The sequence below is a fragment of the Pseudomonas sp. NPDC087346 genome (assembly GCF_044744235.1).
Lineage (GTDB): Bacteria > Pseudomonadota > Gammaproteobacteria > Pseudomonadales > Pseudomonadaceae > Aquipseudomonas.
Window position 1 is genome coordinate 61,468 of sequence record NZ_JBIUXX010000017.1, and the last position, 24,458, is coordinate 85,925.

Genomic DNA, 24,458 nt, shown 5'->3' on the forward strand with positions numbered 1-24,458 from the left:
GAGCACAAGGCTCGCGCGAAGCTGGTGCGTGACCTCGCTGCCAAGCACGGTCGCTTCGTCGCCCTGCTCGGTGACCTGCAAGGCCCGAAAATCCGTATCGCCAAATTCGCCAACAAAAAGATCGAGCTGAAGATCGGTGACAAGTTCACCTTCTCCACCAGCCATCCGTTGACCGAAGGCAACCAGCAAGTGGTCGGCATCGACTACCCGGATCTGGTCAAGGACTGCGGCGTAGGCGACGAGCTGCTGCTCGACGACGGCCGCGTGGTCATGCGCGTTGATACCGCCACTGCCACTGAACTGCATTGCACCGTGACCATCGGCGGCCCGCTGTCCGATCACAAAGGCATCAACCGTCGCGGTGGCGGCTTGACCGCTCCGGCCCTGACTGAAAAAGACAAGGCTGACATCAAGCTCGCTGCGGAAATGGAAGTCGACTACCTCGCGGTGTCTTTCCCGCGTGACGCCGCCGACATGGAATACGCCCGTAAACTGCGTGACGAAGCCGGCGGCACCGCCTGGCTGGTCGCGAAGATCGAACGTGCCGAAGCCGTGGCCGACGACGAAACCCTCGACGGCCTGATCAAGGCGTCCGACGCGGTGATGGTTGCCCGTGGTGACCTCGGTGTGGAAATCGGTGACGCCGAGCTGGTAGGCATTCAGAAGAAAATCATTCTGCATGCACGCCGCCACAACAAGGCTGTGATCGTTGCGACCCAGATGATGGAGTCGATGATCCAGAACCCGATGCCGACTCGCGCCGAAGTGTCCGACGTGGCCAACGCCGTGCTCGACTACACCGACGCCGTGATGCTGTCTGCTGAATCCGCCGCTGGCCTGTACCCGCTGGAAGCTGTGCAAGCAATGGCGCGCATCTGCGTCGGCGCTGAAAAGCACCCGACCGGCAAGACTTCCAGCCACCGTATCGGCAAGGAATTCACTCGCTGCGACGAGAGCATTGCACTGGCGACCATGTACACCGCCAACCACTTCCCGGGCGTTAAAGCGATCATCGCGCTGACCGAAAGTGGCTACACCCCGCTGATCATGTCGCGTATCCGTTCTTCGGTGCCGATCTACGCATTCTCGCCACACCGCGAGACTCAGGCGCGCGCAGCGATGTTCCGTGGCGTGTACACCGTACCGTTCGACCCGGCCTCGCTGGAACCGCACGAAGTCAGCCAGAAGGCGATCGACGAGCTGGTCAAGCGCGGCGTCGTGCAGAAAGGCGACTGGGTCATCCTGACCAAGGGCGACAGCTACCACACCACCGGTGGCACCAATGGCATGAAGATCCTGCACGTTGGTGATCCGCAGGTCTGAGTGACTCGCTGAAAAACAAAAGCCCCGGCATGTGAGTGCCGGGGCTTTTTGCATTCTGATCCAGAAGATGGGGTGCCTGTCTGGACCTCTTCGCTGGCAAGCCAGCTCCCACAAGGATTTGCGCCGAGCACAAACTCTGTGACCACCACATAACCCTGTGGGAGCTGGCTTGCCAGCGATAGCGCTCGCCCATTCAACGAATGACTCAATGCCGTTTGATAAATCCGGTCAACGCCGCCAGGGCTTCCGGCGAGCGTAGCCGCTGGGTGAACAGCGCGCCCTCCTCCTCGATCACCTGGCGGATCAATTCGCGATCCGGCACCTTCATCAGTTGTTTGCTGATACGCACAGCTTCCGGCGGTAACCCTTCGAAGCGCAGCGCCATCTCCCGCGCTTTGTTCAACGCGGCTTCGCCACTGCCCAACGCTTCGGTGGCGATACCCCACTGCGCAGCCTGCTCACCACTGAAACCCTCGCCGAGCAGTAACAGCTCTGCCGCTTTCGCATGCCCGAGCAAGCGCGGCAGGATCAGACTGGAACCGAACTCCGGGCACAAACCCAGATTGACGAACGGCATGCGCAAGCGTGCATCACGGCTGACGTACACCAGATCGCAGTGCAGCAACAATGTCGTGCCGATACCCACCGCTGCACCCGCCACCGCAGCGATCACCGGTTTGCGGCACTCCAGCAGGTTGAGCATGAAGTGAAACACCGGACTGTCGAGATCGGTTGGCGGCTGCTGAATGAAGTCAGCGATATCGTTGCCGGCAGTGAAACATTCGGCACTGCCGGTGATCAGCACTGCGTTGATTTGCGGGTCGGCATCGGCCTGTTTCAAGGCGTCGGCGAGACGACTGTACATCGCGCGGGTCAGGGCGTTTTTCTTGTCCGGACGGTTGAGCCGCAGAGTGAGCAAACCGCGTTCGCGTTCCAGCAGAATGGCTTCGGTCATGGCGTTTCTCGTAGCGAAAGTCAGCGCTCAACCACGGCTCAGAAACACATCGGCCAGCAGTTGGTTGCGCGGCAGTCCGGCCAGGTACAGACGCCGGGCGAAGGCATCGACGCTGGTGGTTGAACCGCAGACTAAGGCCAGGGTTTGCCGGGAAACAAGGCGCAGTTGCGCCAAAGCGGCGGGCAACTCGGCCGCCGTCCACAGTTCGACGCTGAGGTTTTCACGCTGCGCGGCCAGTGCTTCAAGGGGTTTGGCCAGATAGTGTCCGTCGGCGTCATGGGCCAGGTGAATGACACGGATGGCGCCCTGATGATCCTGGCGCAAGGCTTCGCGCAACACACCGAACAGCGGCCCCAGACCGGTGCCCGCTGCCAGCAGCCACAACGGCCGGTCATGCCAGTCAGGATCGTAATGCAACGCACCGCCACGCAGTTCGCCAAGGCGGATCGAGTCGCCGATCTGCAATTGTCGCGCGGCATCGCTGAATTCGCCGGGCTGGCGGCAGTCGAGGTGAAATTCGAGAAAGCGGTCTTCCTGCGGCAGGCTTGCCAGCGAATATGGCCTGGCGATGTGGTTGATCCAAAGCACCAGATGTTGCCCGGCGCTATAGCGCAACGGTCGCTGCGGAGTCAGACGCAAACGCAGGACGCCGGCGCTGAGCCAGTCAAGCGCCGCGACCTCTGCCGGCTGGCCGTCAGCGACAGGATCGAAGGTATGCACGTGAAGGTCTTCGACCACCTGGCACTGACAAGCCAGACGCCAACCCTGCTGACGCTGCTCTGCGCTCAGCGCATCCGGTCGGTTGTCGGCGGGCAGGCCCTGTGTGCATTGCACCAGACAGGCATGGCAACTGCCGGCGCGGCAGCTATAAGGCACCGCGACGCCGTTTTGATTGAGGGCGTTGAGCAGATTGCTGCCCGCCGTCACGGACCACTGACGGTCGCCGACCCGCAACTCAGGCATCGACGTTCTCCCACGCCGCCGCACAACGATTGCGCCCGTCACGCTTGGCCCGATACAGCGCCTGATCGGCGCGTTGCAAGGCATCGTCGAGATCGTCGCCCAGTTCCAGCAGGGTCATGCCTGCCGACAGACTGAGATTTCGCACATTCAGGCCCACCAGTTCGACGTCAGTGAAAGCGATCCGCAGCCGTTCGCAACAGGCGGTCAGGCGCTCGGCATCGCAGTCCGGCAATAGCACCACAAATTCTTCACCACCGTAACGCGCCAATACGTCGCCGTCACGCAGACACGCACCGGCCACCGCGGCAAACGCCTGCAACACCTGATCCCCGGCGGCATGGCCGTGCAGGTCGTTGATGCGTTTGAAGTGATCGAGATCGATCAGCGCCAGGCCATGCATCACATCGGCGTCCATCGAGTTCAGCTCACGCGATGCCAGACGCAGGAAGTGCCGACGGTTGAACAATCCGGTCAATTCGTCGGTGGCCACCAGATCTTCGAGCTGTCGCATCATGCCGCGCAGGGTGTCCTGATGCGCCTGCAAGGCGAACCGACGCTGCCGCTGACGCTGACGCGAGGTCTGAACGAAGCGTGCATAAAGCACCAGCCAGCCCAGCACCATGAACAGGATGCACACCTGCAACGCAGCCATGGCCGGATCAGGTAACTGGAAGTGGTAGCCATCCCACAGAGTGATCGCACAGAAACTGAAGAACACCAGCATCGCGCAACGGATGAACGCCCGGCGTGACAGGTGAAACAGGCCGAACAACAAAATCAGCACGTAAAACACCAGGAACGCGCCCCGGGCTTCATCCAGATGAGCGATCAGCCATGTCTGCCAGCCGAGGCCGAGCAGCACTTGCGCCTCGGTCAGGCTCGGGTCGGAAAAGCGCAGGTTGTAGCCGGAAAAGAATATGGCGAAGAGGGTCGCTTGAGAGATCACCACCAGCGCGCTACCGACGGTCACACCCACCAGCGAATCGTCGTAGTGATCGGTGAAATACGCCAGCCACAGCAGCAGCAAAGCCAATCCGTAGGTGGCCGCAGCAAGGGCAAAGCGCTTGAGCAAAAGACGTTGTATGGCGTTATGGGTCAATCGTTGACTCACCGTGCGATAGGAGGCTGACCGAGTGTCCTACTCTACAGACCGGCTGCCACTTTAGTGGCGTAGTCGCGAAATGACCACCGATTTCCGGGCTCGAAAATTGACGTCAAATGCATGACCTGAAATGAATTAAATTTCTCTGAAAACGACAACCCTGTGGCGAGGGGATTCATCCCCGTTGGGCAGCGAAGCGGCCCACCGGCGATCTATCTGTCATAACGCGTCCAATGGATTTACGACTGCTGCGCAGTCGAACGGGGATAAATCCCCTCGCCACAGGGGCCAGCCCTTGTCACAAGTGTTCGGCATGCGACCAACGAATGACTGCCGGCGCGTGTAAGCCCTACCGAGGCGCGGTATACTGCCGCGCCTTTTTAGCGTCGCGCCAGCAGCCCCGGCGTGCCTTGAAAGGTGTTTGCGGTCGACCGATACACCCAAGCCGCAAGCACCTTATTGAATGTTCCCGTCTTATAGAGGAGCGCGACTCATGACCGTGATCAAGCAAGACGACCTGATTCAGAGCGTTGCCGACGCCCTGCAGTTCATTTCCTACTACCACCCCGTGGTTTTCATCCAGGCGATGCACGAAGCCTACCTGCGCGAAGAATCGCCAGCGGCCCGTGACTCGATGGCGCAGATCCTGATCAACTCGCGCATGTGCGCCACCGGCCACCGCCCGATCTGCCAGGACACCGGCATCGTCACCGTGTTTGTACGCGTAGGTATGGACGTGCGCTGGGACGGCGCGACCATGAGCCTGGACGACATGATCAACCAAGGCGTGCGTCAGGCTTACAACCTGCCGGAAAACGTCCTGCGTGCCTCGATCCTCGCCGACCCGGCGGGCGCTCGTAAAAACACCAAGGACAACACCCCGGCCGTTATCCATTACTCCATCGTCCCGGGTAACACCGTGGAAGTGGACGTGGCGGCCAAGGGCGGCGGTTCCGAGAACAAGTCGAAAATGGCCATGCTCAACCCGTCCGACTCGATCGTCGACTGGGTGCTGAAGACCGTTCCGACCATGGGCGCCGGCTGGTGCCCTCCAGGCATGCTGGGTATCGGCATCGGCGGCACCGCCGAGAAAGCCGCGGTCATGGCCAAAGAAGTGTTGATGGAATCCATCGACATTCACGAGCTGAAAAAGCGCGGCCCGTCCAACCGTATCGAAGAGATGCGTCTGGAGCTGTTCGAAAAGGTCAACCAGTTGGGCATCGGCGCCCAGGGCCTAGGTGGCCTGACCACCGTGCTCGACGTGAAGATTATGGACTACCCGACCCACGCCGCTTCGCTGCCGGTGTGCATGATCCCGAACTGCGCCGCCACCCGTCACGCGCACTTCGTGCTCGACGGTTCCGGCCCGGCCTCGCTGGAAGCGCCACCGCTGGACGCCTACCCGGAAATCGTCTGGGAAGCAGGTCCGTCGGCGCGCCGCGTCAACCTCGACACCCTGACCCCGGAAGACGTGCAGAGCTGGAAGCCGGGCGAAACCGTCCTGCTCAACGGCAAAATGCTCACCGGTCGCGACGCTGCGCACAAGCGCATGGTCGAGATGCTGAACAAGGGTGAAACCCTGCCGGTAGACCTCAAGGGTCGCTTCATCTACTACGTCGGCCCGGTTGATCCGGTCGGTGACGAAGTGGTTGGCCCGGCTGGCCCGACTACCGCTACGCGGATGGACAAGTTCACTCGTCAGATCCTTGAGCAGACCGGCCTGTTGGGCATGATCGGCAAATCCGAGCGCGGCCCTACCGCCATCGAAGCGATCAAGGACAACAAAGCCGTGTACCTGATGGCCGTCGGCGGCGCCGCTTATCTGGTTGCCCAGGCAATCAAGAAGTCCAAGGTGCTGGCGTTCGCCGAACTGGGCATGGAAGCGATCTACGAGTTCGAGGTCAAGGACATGCCGGTCACCGTCGCGGTGGACAGCAAAGGTGAGTCGGTACACATCACCGGTCCAGCGATCTGGCAGAAGAAGATCAGCGAAAGCCTGGCAGTAGAAGTGCAGTAAGCGCTTTTAACTGACTGTAACGGCCGGCTCATCGAAAGGTGACCCGGCCGTTTTTGTTTGTGCCCTCAGCAATTTCGTTATAAAAAATCGGGCCCTGCGACGAATTTGATCTGATCAACCTGTCAGTTCTGACAGGTTACGTATTGCCTGCATCTTGATAGCGTCAGAGCCTCACGCTAACGCTGTATGCAGTGGATACAACCATGGCCGATCAAGACCTCAGCATCATCACCCCCTCCATTGCCAAAAGCGCTTCAATCTCCACCATTGGCAAAAGTTGGGGGGCCGTCGGCCCGACCGGCGCTGCCTCGTTCGATCTGCCGCTGCCGATTTCTCCCGGACGTGGCTGGGACCCGCAACTGTCGCTTGGTTACAGCAGTCAGGCCGGCAACGGGCCTTTTGGCATTGGCTGGAACATCGGCATTGCTCAGATCAGTCGACGCACTAACAAAGGTGTGCCGCGCTATACCGATCATGATGAGATCATCGGCGATGATGGCGAAGTCTGGATGCCGGAACTCGACGCCGCAGGCAATATTCAGTCACGCTTTGAAAGCAGCTACAACGACGTCAGCATCGGCTTGCACAAAGTGGTGCGCTATTGGCCTCGGGTCGAAAGCAGCTTTGCATTGCGCGAACGCTGGGAGCGCGCGAGCACAGAGTCTGATCCGCCAACTTTCTGGTTGATCCACGGCGGCGATGGAACGTTGCACCTGTTCGGTAAAACGCCTGCCTCGCGTCTGGCAGATCCCGAAACGCCACACCACGTTGGCGCCTGGTTATTGAACGAAAGCATGAATACTCATGGCGAACACATCTGCCTCGAGTACAAGGCGGACGACGAGAACGAAGACCTCATTCACGACTACCGCGCGCAACGCTATTTGCGAGCGGTGTTCTACGGCAATTTCACGGCCAGCCAGAACTTGTATGGCTGGACTATGGAAAACCCAAGCGAACTCGACTGGCATTTTCATCTGCTGTTCGACTACGGCGAGCGTACCCGTTCACTGACGGAGAAGCCCGTCTACGGTGGAGATTCCCTGGCCCAATGGTTGATCCGCCTGGACCCGTTTTCAACCTGTGGCCAAGGTTTTGAAGTCGGCACACGCAGGCTCTGTCAGCAGGTTTTGATGTTCCATTACTTTCCGCAGGAAACCGGTAATGAGCCGCTGCTGGTGCGGCGGTTGTTGCTGGAATATCCGGACACCACCCTTCCCTGGCGTTACAGCCAGATCACCGCGGCTCACTATCTGGCCTACGACGCACATGGCGCGGTCGAGCAAACCCCGCCAATGGAGTTTGACTACTCACCTTTCGAGATCAATAAAACTCCCGCTCGCCTGTTCGAAGACGAGAGCATGCCCGGCATCGAGGATGGACAGTTTTACCTGTGTGTCGACCTGTATGGCGAGGGCGTGCCAGGCTTTCTTTGCCGCTATGACCAGTGCTGGTATTACCGCGAACCGCTGCGCATCAAGTCGGGTACAGAAGACATCGGTTATGCCCCCTGGAAGGCGCTGGAACAGATCCCCGTCGCAAACCGCAATAACCCTGCGCATCAATTGTTGCTCGACTTGACCGGTGACGGTCGTCTGGACTGGGTCGTGGCGCAACCGGGCATCAGCGGTTATCGAGCCTTGAACGCCGACCGCAGTTGGGCACCGTTCATGACGTTTGCCCGGTTTCCACTGGAGTTTTTCAATGCTCTCTCGCAATTGGGTGACCTGACAGGGGACGGACTCAGTTCTCTGGCGATGATCGGGCCGCATGCCGTGCGTGTGTACGCCAATCAAAGAACCGAAGGATTCGCTCCGGCCGAAGAGGTTGCGCATCTACCGTCGGGTGACCGCTTGCCACTGTTCAGCAACTCGCCCAACGAACTGGTGATATTTGGCAATCTGCAGGGCGGTAACGCGAGCGGGCTCTACCGTATTCGCCACAACGAAATCAAATGCTGGCCAAATCTCGGCCATGGCAAGTTCGGTAAAGGGCGAGTGATCAGCGTCTTGCCATTCGACTACAGCGACTTCGACTCCTCCCGCGTGCGGATCGTCGATCTGGATGGTTCCGGCGCACCGGCCCTGATCTATCTGAAGTCCGATACGTTCGAGATTTTCCTGAATCGCGGCGGCAATGGTCTGGAGCAGACGCCAGTCATCGTGCCCTGGCCCCAAGGTGTTCGTTACGACCGTTTGTGTCAGGTCAGTTTCGCCGATTTGCAGGGACTGGGTTGCGCAAGCCTGATCCTCACCGTGCCGCACATGACAGCCCGGCACTGGCGCTATGACTTTGTTTCGACCAAGCCTTATATGCTGACATCCAGTAATAACAACATGGGTTGCAGCTCCCAAGTGGTCTACCGCAGTTCCGCCCAGGAATGGCTGGATGAAAAGCAGCAATGGCTCGCTGACAACCCACTTGAACCGCCACAGTGCCACTTACCTTTTCCGATTCAAGTAGTCAGTTACCAGCGACAACTGGACGAAATCACCGGCAATTGCAGCACTCAGCACTGTAGCTACTACGAAGGCACCTATGATGGCGCCGAACGCGAATTCCGCGGCTTCGGCCATCTGCAACAAACCGACAGCGAAAGCGCCACGGGCGACGAAGATATCAGCTTCACCGCCCCGGTACGCGTCTGTACCTGGTTCATGACCGGGCGCTCCATGGATCGGTCCAGAGACAACTATTTCAAAGGAGATGCCCAGGCTTTTCCCTTGGGAGCGACGCAATTCAGCCACTATCACCTGGCGGATGAATGCGAAGAACCGGTTACGCCGCCCGATGAAACCACTCGCTACCTGATCGCACGAGCACTGGTCGGGTCGATCACCCGCGTCGAGACCTACTCCGGCGAGGACGTACGGCCATATCTGGTGGTGGAGTCGCGCTACCTGGTTCGCGACGTGCAGCCCGCCAGTCAATATGGACCTGCTGCGGTGCTGCTACCCCGCTTACTGGAAACGATCAGTCATCATTACGAACGCATTATCAATGATCCGTTGTCCCGTCATGAGATCGTTCTCAATACACATCCATACGGTCAGCCGACTCACTCCGTGACCGTCAGTTATGCACGGCGCCAGACCGAAGCAGACACCCCGCCCTTTTCCGACCCCGATGAACAACAGTGGTGGCGGGACGCCCATGACCCGGCACAGCAAAGTTATTATCTGAACGAATCCCGCGCGCGATTCATTGATCTGGATACGAACTGGCAACGCCGCAAGCTGGGCTTGCACTATCAACATCGCAGCGATGCACTGGTATTGCCCAAAGGCACGTTGCCGACGGGACTCAATCCGCAGGAAATATCCTGGGAGTCGCTGAGAGTTCACCAAGGCACCCCACAATGGAATGCGCTCAGGGTTTTGACGGGGCAATCCGTGCAGCGCTATCTCAATTCTACCGACGGCAGCCCTTTGCCTGATGGCGTCGCCGACTTTGAAGCACTGGCTGCACCGATTGAGCTCGCGCAACTGGACAAGACTGCGCTGGACGCTTACAGCAATCTGCCGCCACCGTTCAACATCCGCACAGAGTTAACAAGCATCGGCTACACGCCGATGGCGCCTCTGTTCGAACCTCCGCCTGCGGCTGACGAAGAAGCAAATCTCTGGTCCGCCCGCCACAGCTATGCGAAGTACCAGGGCCTGTCGGCTTTTTTCAGGGTGAGTGAATACCGCGAAACCCTGAGCCACGGCTGGACCAAGGCCGAATACGACAATTACTGGCTGCTGATCAAGAGCGTCGAGCTACCGGATGGCTGCAAGACTCGCAGTGAGTACGATTACTACGCGCTGCAACCCTCACGCCTGATTGATGCCAATGACAACTGCCAGGAAGCGATCTACGAACCTTCCGGACAGCCTTTTGCAGTCAGTTTCTTCGGCACCGAAAACGCTGTCTCTGCAGGTTTTCGTCCCCTCAACGAGTATGTTCGTCCGATAGATCATCGGCCTGATGCGGCCATTGACGACCCATCGGCAGCGGTGCAAGAAGCCGCTAGCATATTGCGCAAGGATTTGTTCAGCTGGATGGGACAACTGCCGGTTACGGTCAACGAAATGCCTGAGTTACTCCGCGAATGGCTGGCAAACGGTGATGTCCTGCCGAGCCTGCATATTCGCGCCCGTGCGCGCCAAAGGTTGGCTCAGCTCAAGTTTCCGACACCCGCAGAGCTGGTATTGCGCGAGCTGATCGAGAGCATCCCGCGCAAGCCTGTGTGCAGCGCTGTCATCAGTGCCGACCGTTTTCCCGATGACCCCATCGCCGCACTGTTTCAAATCGTCATCAGTTATGTGGACGGCTTTGGCCGGGCACTACAGACCCTGCAGCCTGTCGAGCCGGGTATCGCGTATGCGGTATCCGCCGACGGCTCGCTGATCATCGAAAACGGTCAATTGCTCGAGAAACACGCCGATCCTCGATGGCGCGCTACCGCGGGGGTCGATTGCAACAACAAAGGACTGCCGGTGCGTCAGTTTCGACCGTTTTTTATCGACACTCATCACTACGTCAATGACCACGCCCTGCGTGAGCACGGCTACTTCGAGCAATTGTTCTACGACCCGCTTGGGCGCCCGATCAAACTGATCAATGCCAAAGGGCATTTTTCCCGCGAGACGTATCACGCTTGGTATAAGACCAGCGAAGACTTCAACGATACCGCTGCTGATGCGCCAACCTCTTCGGCACCAGGAACATTGCACTGATGACCAGCAATATCCACCGACGCACGCCTGCACTTGCGGTCGCGGACAGTCGTGGTCTGGTTCTCCGGCAGATCGGGTATCTGCGTACGCTGGCCGGTGAACCTGCAACGCCCTTGGTCACGCGACAGCAATACGATGCCGCCGGGCGCCAGATCGCCCAGTGGGATTCACGTCTGGCCCGCCCCGCCGTCACCAGCATTTATGGCCTCGGTGGTCTACCGCTCAGAGTCGACAATGTCGACGCCGGCTGGCGCCTGAGCCTGCCCGGTCCGGCTGGACAGACATTGCAGCGCTGGGATGCTCGCGGTGTGCACTGGCGCAGCAGCTACGATGATCTGCTGCGCGTGGTGTCGATCAGCAACAGTGCCGAAGTGGTCGCAGAAACGTTTACCTACGCCGATGCTTCGGCCGATGCCGGCCACAATCTGCGTGGCCAGTTGCTGGACCGGCTCGAATCGTCTGGCAATCTGCGCCTGCACAGCTACGGCCTGCTCGGGCAGCCATTACGCGAAACCCGAACCTTTACCGATACCAAGGCATTCGTCAGCCAGCGTACTTTCAGCCCTTTAGGTGCCGTTCTGGAACAGACCGATGCCGGCGGGCATCGCCAGCAATCACGCTACGATCTGGCCGGCCAACTCAATCATCTGCAACTGCAAATCGTCGGACATACCGACTGGCAAGCCGTGTTGCTGGGTGCCCAATTCAATGCCGCCGGGCAGGTCATCGAGCAGCAGGCCGGCAATCGCGTTGTCAGTCACTGGCAATACGATCCGGCCACCGGGCGCCTGCACCGGCAATGGGCGCAGAAAAATACGGAGCAGCCCCTTCAGGACTTCGAATACGAATACGATCCGGTGGGCAATGTCACCCAAATCCTCGACCACGTTTTTACACCCAGTCATTTCGCCAACCAGCGGGTCGATGGCCATCGTCAGTTCAGCTACGACTCGTTGTATCGATTACACAGTTCCAGCGGTTACGACGACGCTCCGCCCTCGGATATTCCGGGACGACCACTGCCGACCGATCCCGGCGACCGGCGCAATTACCTTCAGACCTACACCTACGATCACGGCGGCAACCTGTTGCTGTTGCGTCACGTACGCGACGGCGCCACTCATACGCGCCAGATGCAAGTCGATGCCGACAGCAACCGTGGCGTGCGCTGGACCGAGGGCGATCCGCCGCCTGATTTCGAAACCCTGTTCGACCGCCACGGCAATCTCAACGCCGTACAAGCAGGGCAAGCCATGCTGTGGAATGCCCGCGACCAACTGGCCTCAGTAACCCTGGTGCAACGGACAATCGGCCTCGACGACGCCGAGTATTACCACTACAGCGAAGGAGACCGGATTCAAAAGCATCACGAAACCCATACCGCCACCACTCATCATTTTCATGATGTGCGCTACCTGCCAAATCTGGAAATCCGCACCCGCGACAACGGTGAAGAATTACACGTCATCAGCCTGGTCACCGACCTGGGTCACGTAAGTTGCCTGCATTGGGTCAGCGGAAAACCACCCGGCATTGCCAGCGATCAGTTGCGCTACACCCTTGATGATCACTTGGGGTCCTGCTCGATGGAACTGGATGGACTGGCGCGATTGATCAGCCACGAAGGTTATTACGCGTTCGGTATCACAGCTTGGATGATCGCAAGCTCGGCAATCGAGGTCGATTACAAAACCCGGCGTTACTCCGGCAAGGAAATGGATGTCAGCGGATTGTATTACTACGGCACCCGCTATTACGCGCCATGGCTGCAACGCTGGGTGAGTCCCGACCCGGCCGGCGATGTGGACGGATTGAACCTGTACGGTTTCGTGGGCAACAACCCGATTGTCCACATAGATATCGAAGGCAACGCGAAAACATCATTCCTCGATGGCCTGGCGGGTATCTTCACCAAAACCGCAGCGGCCGGTAACACGGCTCACAACGTGGCAACTCGATTTGACGGTCCCGACGACAGCGGTATCAGCCCGGAAACCCGCAAAGACACAGGCTTTTTCCGGTTCCTCTTTACCACCAACGGAATGTCGGCATTTGGCTTGGGGGCAGGTTTCGGCGGTGGGCTTGGCGCAGCGCTGGGAACGCTTCTGGGACCGGTTGGCAATGCAATCGGCGGCGTCGTCGGCGCACTGGCAGGCGGTCTGCTGATCGCTTACGTGCGTTATCAGTTTTTCAAGAAGGACATTCGCATTGCGCAGGCACTGAATACAGAAGCGATCCGCGACACCACTCGCGATCTGGCCGAAGGTGCAACGGACATAGCCGCAGGGCGGTCACCTCAGGCCCTGCAAACGAAACTGGACGATATCAAGCAAAAGGCCGTGAGTAGCCTGATGGAAAAGCTGGCACCGCTGGACCAACTTGACGTGCTGGATCAGGTCGAAAGAGGCGCGAATTTCCTGGAGACTCTTCGAGCAAAAATCGAGGCAGTTTCCACATTGGTCAACGAGCCTGCGAAAATCATCGAGACATTCGACCAGCAGATGACCATGGCTGGTGGATCGGCACTCAGACGAGTTGAACAACAGGATCTCGAAATCACCAGTGAGACCAGCATCAGACCCGTGGCCAAACCAAGATCCGCTCCGATCCCGAAACCGAGGCTGAATTTGACCAAACGCATGCGTTCTTTCGAGTCTTATGCCTGACCCGAACGACTGGTACGCCGCACGACACACGTGCATGGTATCGTGCCCGCCCCTCCTGCCATCCGTTTGCTCAGCATGCTGCCGACTTCCCGTACCCTGCGTCTGTCGTTGTATACCCTGCTGATCATCGCCGGAGCCGTGCTCGCAGCGACCTTGGCCATCCGCCACGCCGAACGTCAGGCGCTGGAGGAAGATGCTGCCCGCGCCAGTCAGCAACTGGCGTTGTATGCCACGTCACTGCATACCCTGATCGACCGCTATCGCGCCCTGCCTGCCGTGCTGGCGCTGGACCCGCAATTGCGTTCGGCGCTGACGGGCACAGTCGATGCCGAGGAACAGGCCGCGCTGAATCTGAAACTGGAAAAGATCAACGGCGCGGCACGCTCCTCGACCCTCGAACTGCTCGACCGCACCGGCCTCGCGGTGGCCGCCAGCAACTGGCGACTGCCGAGCAGTTACGTCGGCCACAACTATGGTTTCCGCCCGTACTTCTCCCAGACCCGCACCCAGGGCACCGGGCGTTTCTACGCGGTAGGCGTAACCAGCGGGATTCCCGGCTACTTCCTCTCCAGCGCGGTGTTGGGCGATAACGACGAGTTCCTCGGGGCGATGGTGGTCAAGCTGGAATTCCCCGAACTGGAGCGCGAGTGGAGTCAGGGCAGCGACACACTGCTGGTGAGTGACGCCCGCGGCATCATCTTCATCGCCAACCAGCCCGGCTGGCGCTATCGCCTGTTGCAGCCACTGAATGCCAGCGATCACGCCGACATCAAAAGCACGCGTCAGTACGACAAACAGACCTTGGTTCCGCTGACTCATCTGTCCTTGCGCCGCTTCGACGAAAACAGTGACCTGACCCGCGTCGAAGGCCCGCAAGGCACTGCCGACTATCTGTGGGAATCCCTGCCGCTGACCGCCGAAGGCTGGACATTGCATCTGTTGCGCCGTCCGCAAGTGGCGTTCGAAGACTTGCGCAACGCCGGGCTGGCCGCCGCTGGCGTATGGTTGGCGCTGGTGTTTTTGCTGCTGTTCCTCAACCAGCGCTGGCGTCTGGCCAAAATGCGTCAACGCAGCCGCGAAGAACTCGAACAACTGGTGGACGAGCGCACCCGTGACCTGCGCACCGCTCAGGAAGGTCTGGTGCAATCGGCCAAACTGGCGGCACTCGGGCAAATGTCCGCAGCGCTGGCTCACGAGATCAATCAGCCGCTGACCGCGCAGCGCATGCAGCTCGCAACCTTGCGCCTGCTGCTCGATCATGGCCGCGTCGACGATGCCTACAAGGCGTTGAAACCGGTAGATGACATGCTCACGCGGATGGCCGCCCTCACCGGCCATCTGAAAACCTTCGCCCGCAAGAGTCCAAGTGGTTTGCGTGAGCGACTGGACCTGGCGACAGTGGTCGATCAGGCGCTGCAATTGCTCGATGCGCGGCTGCGTGACGAGCAGGTCAGTCTGGTGCTGCACCTGACTCGTCCGGCGTGGGTGCGTGGCGACGCGATTCGTCTCGAACAAGTGCTGATCAACCTGCTGCGCAACGCCCTCGACGCGATGCAGGGCAAAACCTGCAAACGTCTGGAGATCCGCCTCGAAGCCGACGAACAACTGTGGCGTCTGAGCGTCAGCGACAATGGCGGCGGCGTTGCCGAAGAACATCTGGCTCAGGTATTCGACCCGTTCTTCACCACCAAACCGGTGGGCGACGGACTGGGCCTGGGGCTGGCAGTGTCCTTCGCCATCGTGCATGAATCGGGCGGACGCCTGAGTGCGGAAAATACCGACACTGGCGCGGTATTCACCCTGACCCTGCCGATCGATCTGGAGGCACACATCTGATGCTCAATTCAGTAATCGTGGTCGACGACGAGAGCAGCATCCGCAATGCCGTCGAACAGTGGCTGAGCCTGTCGGGTTTCGAAGTGCAGTTGTTCAGTCGCGCCGAGGAATGCCTCGCTGCGCTGCCCGTGCACTTTCCCGGGGTGATCATCAGCGATGTGCGCATGCCGGGTTTGAGTGGCCTGGAGTTGCTTGCAGAAGTGCAGCGTCGTGATGCCGACCTGCCGGTGATCCTGCTGACCGGTCACGGCGACGTGCCGATGGCGGTCGAAGCGATGCGCGACGGTGCCTACGACTTTCTGGAAAAACCCTTCAGCCCGGAAACCCTGCTCGGCAGTCTGCGTCGGGCGCTCGACAAGCGGCGGCTGGTCCTGGAAAACCGCTCTCTGCATGAGCAGGCCGACAACCGCGCCAAACTCGATGCAACCTTGCTCGGTGTATCCCGTGGCTTGCAGAACTTGCGTCGGCAGGTGCTGGACTTGGCTGCGTTGCCGGTCAACGTGCTGATCCGTGGTGAAACCGGCAGTGGCAAGGAACTGGTTGCGCGCTGCCTGCACGACTTCGGCCCGCGTGCGGACAAGCCGTTCGTGGCGCTGAACTGCGCGGCGATCCCTGAGCAACTGTTCGAAGCCGAGCTGTTCGGTCACGAAAGCGGTGCGTTCACCGGGGCCTCCGGCAAGCGCATCGGCAAACTCGAATACGCCGATGGCGGCACGCTGTTTCTTGATGAAATCGAAAGCATGCCATTGGCCCAGCAAGTGAAACTGCTGCGGGTGTTGCAGGAACAGAAGCTTGAGCGATTGGGATCGAATCAGAGTATTCGCGTGGATCTGCGGATCGTCGCGGCAACCAAACCCGACTTGCTCGACGAAGCCCGGGCCGGACGTTTTCGTGAAGACCTGGCGTATCGCCTGAACGTCGCCGAGCTGCGCTTGCCGCCGTTGCGTGAGCGCCGCGAAGACATTCCGCAATTGTTCGAGACCTTTGCCCAGGCCGCCGCCCAGCGTCTGGGCCGTACGTTCCCGCCCCTGAGCGGCGCGCAGTTGAGCCATCTGCTCAGCCATGACTGGCCGGGTAACGTGCGCGAACTGGCGAACGTCGCCGAGCGTCAGGTACTGGGGCTGGATGAGCCGGCACCGGGGATTGATCCGGGGCAATCGCTGGCGGCACAGCAGGAAGCGTTCGAAGCACAATGCCTGCGCATCGCCCTGACCCGGCATAAAGGAGATGTGAAAGCGGTACTTGAAGAACTGCAACTGCCACGGCGTACGTTCAATGAAAAGATGCAGCGGCATGGGTTGAGTCGGGAGATGTTTGTTCCGGGCAGCTGAGTTTTGCAGTGCTTGATCGGACCTATATCGCGGGCAAGCCCGCTCCCACATGGTTTTTGTGCTGAACACAGATTTTGTGATCACCCGAAAAACCTGTGGGAGCGTGGCTTGCCCGCGAAGAGGCCGGCACAGGCAACAATGATCCATCACTCTGAATGAGCAATTTTCCGCTCATCACCAGCCAGACTTAAGCGGATTTCCGCCCACCCATTCCCGCAACCCCCTCTAAACCGCCCCTCTCCCCGTTGGCACAGCTCCTGCTATAGCTCCAGCAGGCTGCGTTTCAACGCGCTCCACAAAAACAATTAAACGAAGGATCCTTCAATGGATAACTCCAACACCCTGCCTCTTGGGTCGGCTGCCGTGCCGGTCAAAGAAAGAACCACCGCAAGCCGAATCAAATCGATCTTCAGCGGTTCGGTCGGCAACATGGTCGAGTGGTACGACTGGTACGTCTACGCCGCCTTCTCGCTGTACTTCGCCAAGTCCTTTTTCCCTGCCGGTTCCTCCACTGCGCAACTGATGAACACCGCCGCGATTTTCGCCGTGGGCTTCCTGATGCGTCCTATTGGTGGCTGGCTAATGGGCCTCTACGCCGACAAGGTCGGTCGCAAGAAAGCCTTGATGGCCTCGGTCTACCTGATGTGCTTCGGCTCGCTGCTGATCGCCCTCAGCCCGAACTACGAAACCATCGGCATCGGCGCACCGATCCTGCTGATCTTCGCCCGTCTGCTGCAAGGCCTGTCGGTCGGCGGCGAATACGGCACCTCGGCGACTTACCTGTCCGAGATGGCGACCAAGGAACGTCGCGGCTTCTTCTCCAGCTTCCAGTACGTAACGCTGATCTCCGGCCAGCTCATCGCGCTGGGCGTGCTGATCGTGCTGCAACAGACCCTGACCACCGAGCAGCTGTACGCGTGGGGCTGGCGTATCCCGTTCGCCATCGGCGCGCTGTGTGCAGTGGTTGCGCTGTACCTGCGTCGCGGCATGGAAGAGACCGAGTCGTTCACCAAGAAAGAGAAATCCAAGGAAAGCGCCATGCGCACCTTGATGCGCCATCCAAAGGAACTGCTGACCGTGGTCGGCCTGACCATGGGCGGTACGCTGGCGTTCTACACCTACACCACCTACATGCAGAAATACCTGGTGAACACCGTCGGCATGAGCATCTCCGACTCCACCACCATTTCTGCCGCCACACTGTTCCTGTTCATGTGCCTGCAACCGATCATCGGTGGTCTGTCGGACAAGATCGGTCGTCGTCCGATCCTGATCGCCTTCGGCGTGCTGGGAACGATCTTCACCGTGCCGATCCTGATGACCCTGCACACCATCCAGACCTGGTGGGGCGCGTTCTTCCTGATCATGGCAGCACTGATCATCGTCAGCGGTTACACCTCGATCAACGCCGTGGTGAAGGCCGAGCTGTTCCCGACCGAAATCCGCGCACTGGGCGTCGGCCTGCCGTATGCACTGACCGTATCGATCTTCGGCGGCACCGCCGAATACATCGCGCTGTGGTTCAAGAGCATCGGCATGGAAACCGGTTACTACTGGTACGTGACCGCGTGCATCGCGGTGTCGCTGCTGGTGTACGTGACCATGAAAGACACCCAGAAACATTCGCGTATCGTGACTGACTGATCGGGTGTGCGCAGCCACTGCAAAGGTGGCTGCGATGGCCTCATCGCTGGCAAGTCAGCTCCCACAATGATTGGCGGTGTTCACAAATTCTGTGTTTACCGCCTGACCCTGTGGGAGCGAGCTTGTTCGCGAATGCCACGACTCGGTTTCAGGTCAACCCGGCAACCTGTGGCTTGCCATAACGCTTCTGCGCATACGCAGCCCCGGCGATCATCACCAGCAGAATCCCCGCCAGCACCGCCGACGAACCAATCGTGCCGAAATCCAGACCGCCCTTTTCGTGGGATTTGGTCATCAAGTCACCCAAGGTCGCGCCAAACGGCCGGGTCAGCACGAACGCCACCCAGAACAGCACCACTGACGAAATCTTCGTGAAGTATTTGAGCAGCACCACCACACCAATGGTCGAGCCGATCAGCACCGCGCCACCGGCAAAACCCAGCCCCGAATCGTCGGCCAGGTAATCACCGAGCGCGGTGCCCAGGGTGTTGGAGAAAAGAATCGCCATCCAGTAGAACATCTCGCCGCGAAAGCTCTGCACCTTGGTGACGTTGAGCGAATCACCGCTCAGGCGCCAGGCCGCGAAGATCGCCAGCAGAATCGCGATCAGGATCATCGACCCGGTGGCATAGCCCAGACCGAGCGTGCGATCCATGAAGTCGGACATGGTAGTGCCGGCGGTGCTGGTGGACAGAATCACGATCCAGTACAGCAACGGCTTGTAGGTTTTCGCCATCAATTGGGTGATCAGTGTCAGTACGAACACGCTGATCAGAATCAGCGAGCTGATGGCGTAACCGACATTCAGGGTCATCGACAGCAAATCCCCGGCGGTCTCCCCGAGGGTCGTCGCGCAGATTTTCATGACCCAGAAAGCCAGGGTGATTTGAGGCAGTTTATTCATTGCAGGTAAAGCTCCAGTGTGTGACGGCCGGTTCTTGGTTTTCTGGCCGTGGGCAGACTGGCGCTGCGCGAGTGAAAAACCGGTCGGCAATGTATGAAAAATCTGTCACACACGCCAAAACAGCGATTAATCCCCCATTAATGCTCGCCCCGCATCCTGCACTCACCTGATCGATTACCTGCGCGACGTTCGCCCTCCTCCGTGAATGCGATTAAATGCGCCGCTCTTAACATCTAGTTAATCGATAGTTTTTAGCATTAATTTACGCTTTTTAATCAATTTAGTTGGCGTAGCATTAAACCCATGCGAAACACATCGCCAACGACCCTGGAGTAACGAAGATGAAAACCCAACTGATCCTTGCCCTGACCCTGTCTGTACTGGCTGCCAACACTTTTGCTGCCGACGGCGGAGACCGTACCAAATCCGCCGAATTCATCTCCGGCGCCAGCGCCTCGGTTGAACACGTGCAGTCCGGCACCTACGCCGCTGACGGCTTCGATAAAACCGGCACTGCCGCCGCTATCGCTGCCGATGGTTTTGATAAAACCGGCACCGCTGCGGCCATCAGCTGATACTCCGCAGTTGTTCCACAGCCCGGCCTCGGCCGGGCTTAGTCATTTCTGGGGGATGACAAAATCATGATCACCACACAATCTGCGTCGGACTGGAAATACGTGGCGCGCCTCTGCACTATTGCTTATCCACGAACGCCTTCCAGGAACGCCCACCATGCCCGATGACATCCATTTCTACGAACCCGCCAACGGCCACGGTCTGCCCCACGATCCGTTCAACGCCATCGTCGGCCCGCGCCCTATCGGCTGGATTTCTTCGCAGAACAGCGAAGGTCATCTCAATCTGGCGCCCTATAGCTTCTTCAACGCGTTCAACTACATTCCGCCGATCATCGGTTTCTCCAGCGTCGGCCGCAAAGACAGCCTGAACAACATCGAACAGACCGGCGAGTTCGCCTGGAACCTCGCCACCCGCCCGTTGGCCGAACAGATGAACCAGAGCTGCGCGATGGTCGCACCTGAGGTCAACGAGTTCGAACTGGCAGGCCTGACGACGGTAGCGTCGAAGGTAATTTCGGTGCCGCGAGTCGCCGAAAGCCCGGTGTCCTTCGAGTGCAAGGTCACGCAGATCATTCAGTTGCAACGAGCGGATGGCGAGACGGTGCCGAGCTGGCTGATTCTCGGCGAAGTGGTCGCCGTGCATATCGCCAAATGGCTGTTGAAGGACGGGATCTACGACACCGCCGCAGCAGAACCGATTCTGCGCGGCGGCGGACCAGCAGACTATTTCCAGCTGGGGCCAGAAGCCCTGTTCAAGATGTGGCGCCCGGGCGCCGGCAAATAATTACCAGATCAACTCGGCGTCATCAGTGACGCCTTTGAGGCGATCCAGCTCTTGGGTGGCGGCGTCATCGGCGGCAATCGCGCCGGGGAAAACCTGCTCTTTGAGCAGTTTGTGAAAGCGTGGCGCACCGCCATCGACCAGGGCTTTGACGGCAATTGCGGCGTGATAGCCCTTGTTGCCACCCAGCTCGACGGGGACTACAGCGGAAACCGCTTCGAAGTGTTCGAACTCTTTACGTGCCATGTCGCAGGTCCCGGCTCAGTCAAATAAGCTGGCCATTAAACTCTCAACCGGCGAGTTTGTGTATCGGCGCCGAACATTGCCCGAGCGCCTGCGCCGCCGAGACATCCTTGAAGGTGTGAAAATCCAGGCTGTTGACCACCAGGTCTTGCACCAGCTCGGAAAAAATCTGCATCGACGGACTGTTGAAGTAAGCGGTCATCGCTTGCTGGTTGCTCCAGAAACCGGAGACCAGCCACAACTCGGTATCACATTGCGAATGCTGCAAGGCAAAGCTCAGGCAACCGGGCGCGGCGCGGGATGGTTCGATCAACGCGCTCAGGCGTACACCGAGTTCCGCCGAACGCCCGGCGCGCGCTCGAACGAAGGCCATATGACTGACGGGAATCTGCTTCGACATGTTCAACCCTCCCAGGGAGTCGCGTTGCAGCCGGGGGACGGGCTGCGACAGGGTCCAAGATTAAGGGCCGGGCGTCGGCTGCCGTTAGTCGATTCCTGCCGTCGCGTTGCACAATCCTGCGAAACTCACGTCAGCACCAGAAACAACATGTTCCCTGCAGGAGCTGCCGAAGGCTGCGATCTTTTGATCTTATAAACAAAAATCAAAAGATCGCAGCCTTCGACAGCTCCTGCAGGTCTGGGTCGCACCCGCTACATGGGCGGCAACATGGATAACCCGATGCAGAATCAGGCAAGCATTTCGCAGGATGTGTCTACCGCTCGCGCTTGCACAAACATATGCTTTGCTCCATTCCACATCCCTTGCCGAGGATGCCGTGCATGACGTCATTCGATCGTTTTCAAGCCCCGCCTGACGCCGACATGGAAAAGCAGCGTGCAGAACTGGCGGCGATCATCCGCCGCAACACGGCCGAAGATGGCAGTTATGCCACAGCCGTCGGTTCGCTGGTCATGTCGCGCCACTCGCAATCCCACGACTTCGCCCCGGTGCTCGCGCAACCGGCGCTGTGCATCATGGCGCAGGGTCGCAAAGAGGTACGGCTGGCCGATGAGTTCTTCAATTACGATCCGCTGAATTACCTGGTGGTCTCGGTCTCGATGCCGTTGAGCGGACGCGTGGTCAATGTTTCGCCAGAAAATCCAATCCTCGCGGTGCGGCTGGATATCGATCCGGCAGAAATCACCGCACTGATTGCCGATGCAGGGCCGATGGGCGTACCGACGCGCCCGACCGGACGCGGCTTGTATGTCGAAAAGATCGACAGCGCGATGCTCGACGCCGTGTTGCGTCTGGCACGTTTGCTTGATGCGCCGAAAGACATCGCCATGCTCGCGCCGCTGATTCGCCGGGAGATTCTCTATCGCCTGCTGCGCAGCCCGCAGGGCCATCGGTTGTACGAAATCGCGATTGCCAACAGCCAGAGCCACCGCATCAGCCAGGCGATCAAATGGCTCAACGGCAACTTCGAGCAACCGTTGCGCATCGATGATCTGGCGAAGGAAGTGAACCTCAGCGTCTCGACGCTGCATCACCGCTTCAAGGCAATGACCGCGATGAGCCCGCTGCAATATCAGAAGCAGTTACGCCTGCAAGAGGCGCGACGACTGATGCTGGCCGAAGGGCTGGAAGCGTCGGCGGCGGGGTATCGGGTGGGGTATGAAAGTCCGTCGCAGTTCAGCCGCGAGTACAGCCGACTGTTTGGCGCGCCGCCATTGCGGGATCTGGCGCGGTTGCGTCTGTCGGTCTGAACCATACTTTGTATGATTTCACCGCCGCCATCGCTAGCAGGCTAGCTCCCACAGTGCTCAGTGGTGTTCAAAATTCTTCTGTTCACCACAAAACCTGTGGGAGCCAGCCTGCTGGCGATGAGGCCAGCAGAGCCAACACCGAGTCCGGATCAGGCCGCCAACACCCGACACGCCTCCGCCGGCAACGTCACCGACACCGGATGCCCGATATCCAGTCCAAAGCCCTGAAGGAAGTGAACCTCAGCGTCTCGACGCTGCATCACCGCTTCAAGGCAATGACCGCGATGAGTCCGCTGCAATATCAGAAGCAGTTACGCCTGCAAGAGGCGCGACGACTGATGCTGGCCGAAGGGCTGGAAGCGTCGGCGGCGGGGTATCGGGTGGGGTATGAAAGTCCGTCGCAGTTCAGCCGCGAGTACAGCCGACTGTTTGGCGCGCCGCCATTGCGGGATCTGGCGCGGTTGCGTCTGTCGGTCTGATCCGCACTTTGTATGATTTCACCGCCGCCATCGCTAGCAGGCTAGCTCCCACAGTGCTCAGTGGTGTACAGAATTCTTCTGCTCACCACAAAACCTGTGGGAGCCAGCCTGCTGGCGATGAGGCCAGCAGAGCCAACACCGAGTCCTGATCAGGCCGCCAACACCCGACACGCCTCCGCCGGCAATGTCACCGACACCGGATGCCCGATTTCCAGTCCAAAGCCCTGACACGGCGTGCTCAACGCCGTAAACGTCACCCCGGAACACTCAACCGTGGTCTCGATAGTCGCGCCGATATCGCGCACAAACGTAACCTTGCCCAGCAGACGATTACCCGCCGTAGCCTGAGCTGGCGACAGTTGCAGGTCTTCCGGACGAATCAGCATTTTCACTTTCTGCCCGACCACGACGCTGCTGCAGATCGGCACTTGCAGCGCCTCGCCGCCCGGCAAACCGACCTTGCCATCGCCCAGGGCAGTGGCCGGGAAGATGTTGCCCGAACCGATAAAGTCAGCGACAAACTCATTGGCCGGATGGCGATAGATTTCAATCGGCGTACCGATCTGCTGCACCCGATGCTCACCCAGCACCACGACGATGTCGGCCATGGTCATCGCCTCGCGCTGGTCGTGGGTGACCATGATCGTGGTGATGTTCAGGCGTTGTTGCAACTGGCGGATTTCCACCTGCATCGACTCGCGCAACTTGGCGTCCAGCGCCGACAGCGGTTCGTCGAGCAAGAGGATTTTCGGGTGCGAGGCGATGGCCCGGGCAATCGCCACGCGCTGACGCTGGCCGCCGGAGAGTTTTGCCACCGGGCGATCAATCATTTCCTGTAACTGGATCAGTTCCAGCAACTCCACCACTCGCGCCTGCTGAGCAGCCTTGCTCACGCCGCGCAGCTTCAGCGGATAGGCGATGTTCTCGCCCACGGTCATGTGCGGAAACAGCGCCAGTGATTGAAACACCATGCCGAAATTGCGCAGGTGCGCCGGGGTGTTGCCAATGTCTTCGCCGTCGAGGCGGATTTCGCCGCCGGTCAGGGTTTCGAGCCCGGCGATCATCCGCAGCAACGTGGTTTTGCCGCAGCCCGACGGGCCGAGGAAACACACCAGTTTGCCTTCCGGCAAATGCAGGTTGACGTCTTTTACCGCGCAAGCCGAGCCGTAGAATTTCTCGACGTTTTCCAGAATCAGACCAGTCAT

The 24,458-nt window shown here is 59.5% G+C and carries 17 protein-coding genes and 1 pseudogene; 11 read left to right on the forward strand and 7 right to left on the reverse strand.

What is annotated here, in order from left to right; translation table 11 throughout:
- The coding region (pyk, locus tag ACIOZM_RS12995; protein WP_401214156.1) for a pyruvate kinase at positions 1-1,323 on the forward strand (1,323 nt) is incomplete at its 5' end.
- A 205-nt stretch (positions 1,324-1,528) separates the two neighbouring features.
- On the opposite strand, the gene ACIOZM_RS13000 is transcribed toward pyk, so the two are convergent.
- The 3 genes from ACIOZM_RS13000 to ACIOZM_RS13010 are packed head-to-tail and all read right to left on the reverse strand — an operon-like array spanning position 1,529 to position 4,340.
- Positions 1,529-2,278, reverse strand: coding sequence for an enoyl-CoA hydratase-related protein (locus ACIOZM_RS13000; protein WP_401214158.1), 750 nt, complete (start codon positions 2,276-2,278; stop codon positions 1,529-1,531).
- Between the two features lie 27 nt (positions 2,279-2,305).
- The gene (locus ACIOZM_RS13005; RefSeq protein ID WP_401214161.1) at positions 2,306-3,241 is read right to left on the reverse strand and encodes an iron-sulfur-binding ferredoxin reductase; all 936 of its coding nucleotides are present in this window, start codon (positions 3,239-3,241) and stop codon (positions 2,306-2,308) included.
- Positions 3,234-4,340 (reverse strand): diguanylate cyclase domain-containing protein, encoded by a 1,107-nt coding sequence (locus ACIOZM_RS13010; protein WP_401214163.1) that lies wholly within the window; start codon positions 4,338-4,340, stop codon positions 3,234-3,236. The genes ACIOZM_RS13005 and ACIOZM_RS13010 overlap by 8 nt, the downstream gene beginning before the upstream one ends.
- Positions 4,341-4,836: 496 nt before the next feature.
- Between ACIOZM_RS13010 and ACIOZM_RS13015 the strand changes: the two genes are divergently transcribed.
- The 6 genes from ACIOZM_RS13015 (at position 4,837) to ACIOZM_RS13040 (ending at position 18,558) form a co-directional block, all read left to right on the forward strand.
- Complete coding sequence (locus tag ACIOZM_RS13015) at positions 4,837-6,360, forward strand: fumarate hydratase (protein ID WP_401214166.1); 1,524 nt, start codon at positions 4,837-4,839, stop codon at positions 6,358-6,360.
- Between the two features lie 203 nt (positions 6,361-6,563).
- Positions 6,564-11,081, forward strand: coding sequence for a SpvB/TcaC N-terminal domain-containing protein (locus ACIOZM_RS13020; RefSeq protein WP_401214169.1), 4,518 nt, complete (start codon positions 6,564-6,566; stop codon positions 11,079-11,081).
- A complete protein-coding gene (locus ACIOZM_RS13025) occupies positions 11,081-13,747 on the forward strand; it encodes an RHS repeat domain-containing protein (protein ID WP_401214172.1) in 2,667 nt (888 codons plus the stop codon). Before ACIOZM_RS13020 ends, ACIOZM_RS13025 begins: the two co-directional genes overlap by 1 nt.
- Before the next feature lie 75 nt (positions 13,748-13,822).
- The gene (locus ACIOZM_RS13030; protein ID WP_401214251.1) at positions 13,823-15,583 is read left to right on the forward strand and encodes an ATP-binding protein; all 1,761 of its coding nucleotides are present in this window, start codon (positions 13,823-13,825) and stop codon (positions 15,581-15,583) included.
- The gene (locus ACIOZM_RS13035) at positions 15,583-16,914 is read left to right on the forward strand and encodes a sigma-54-dependent transcriptional regulator (RefSeq protein ID WP_401214175.1); all 1,332 of its coding nucleotides are present in this window, start codon (positions 15,583-15,585) and stop codon (positions 16,912-16,914) included. The genes ACIOZM_RS13030 and ACIOZM_RS13035 overlap by 1 nt, the downstream gene beginning before the upstream one ends.
- Positions 16,915-17,238: 324 nt before the next feature.
- Positions 17,239-18,558 carry an MFS transporter gene (locus ACIOZM_RS13040; RefSeq protein ID WP_401214178.1) on the forward strand — a complete coding sequence of 440 codons (1,320 nt, stop codon included), beginning with the start codon at positions 17,239-17,241 and terminating at the stop codon, positions 18,556-18,558.
- 148 nt (positions 18,559-18,706) lie between these two features.
- Here ACIOZM_RS13040 and ACIOZM_RS13045 read toward each other — a convergent pair whose 3' ends face one another.
- Positions 18,707-19,462: a hypothetical protein gene (locus ACIOZM_RS13045; protein ID WP_401214181.1), complete on the reverse strand. Its 756-nt coding sequence runs from the start codon at positions 19,460-19,462 to the stop codon at positions 18,707-18,709.
- Positions 19,463-19,803: 341 nt separating this feature from the next.
- Between ACIOZM_RS13045 and ACIOZM_RS13050 the strand changes: the two genes are divergently transcribed.
- Positions 19,804-20,037, forward strand: coding sequence for a hypothetical protein (locus ACIOZM_RS13050; protein WP_401214184.1), 234 nt, complete (start codon positions 19,804-19,806; stop codon positions 20,035-20,037).
- Positions 20,038-20,194: 157 nt separating this feature from the next.
- Positions 20,195-20,824 (forward strand): flavin reductase family protein, encoded by a 630-nt coding sequence (locus tag ACIOZM_RS13055; protein ID WP_401214187.1) that lies wholly within the window; start codon positions 20,195-20,197, stop codon positions 20,822-20,824.
- Here ACIOZM_RS13055 and ACIOZM_RS13060 read toward each other — a convergent pair whose 3' ends face one another.
- Both ACIOZM_RS13060 and ACIOZM_RS13065 read right to left on the reverse strand, forming a co-directional pair.
- Positions 20,825-21,067, reverse strand: a complete 243-nt coding sequence (locus ACIOZM_RS13060) for a hypothetical protein (protein ID WP_401214189.1) — start codon at positions 21,065-21,067, stop codon at positions 20,825-20,827.
- A 43-nt stretch (positions 21,068-21,110) separates the two neighbouring features.
- Positions 21,111-21,464, reverse strand: a complete 354-nt coding sequence (locus tag ACIOZM_RS13065; protein ID WP_401214191.1) for an antibiotic biosynthesis monooxygenase family protein — start codon at positions 21,462-21,464, stop codon at positions 21,111-21,113.
- Between the two features lie 380 nt (positions 21,465-21,844).
- On the opposite strand from ACIOZM_RS13065, the gene ACIOZM_RS13070 reads away from it, so the two are divergent.
- Positions 21,845-22,774 (forward strand): AraC family transcriptional regulator N-terminal domain-containing protein, encoded by a 930-nt coding sequence (locus tag ACIOZM_RS13070; RefSeq protein ID WP_401214194.1) that lies wholly within the window; start codon positions 21,845-21,847, stop codon positions 22,772-22,774.
- A gap of 233 nt (positions 22,775-23,007) precedes the next feature.
- Positions 23,008-23,253 (forward strand): annotated as a pseudogene (cmrA, locus tag ACIOZM_RS13075) (AraC family transcriptional regulator CmrA); the annotation flags it as partial.
- 149 nt (positions 23,254-23,402) lie between these two features.
- On the opposite strand, the gene ACIOZM_RS13080 reads toward cmrA, so the two are convergent.
- Positions 23,403-24,458, reverse strand: a complete 1,056-nt coding sequence (locus ACIOZM_RS13080; protein ID WP_401214197.1) for an ABC transporter ATP-binding protein — start codon at positions 24,456-24,458, stop codon at positions 23,403-23,405.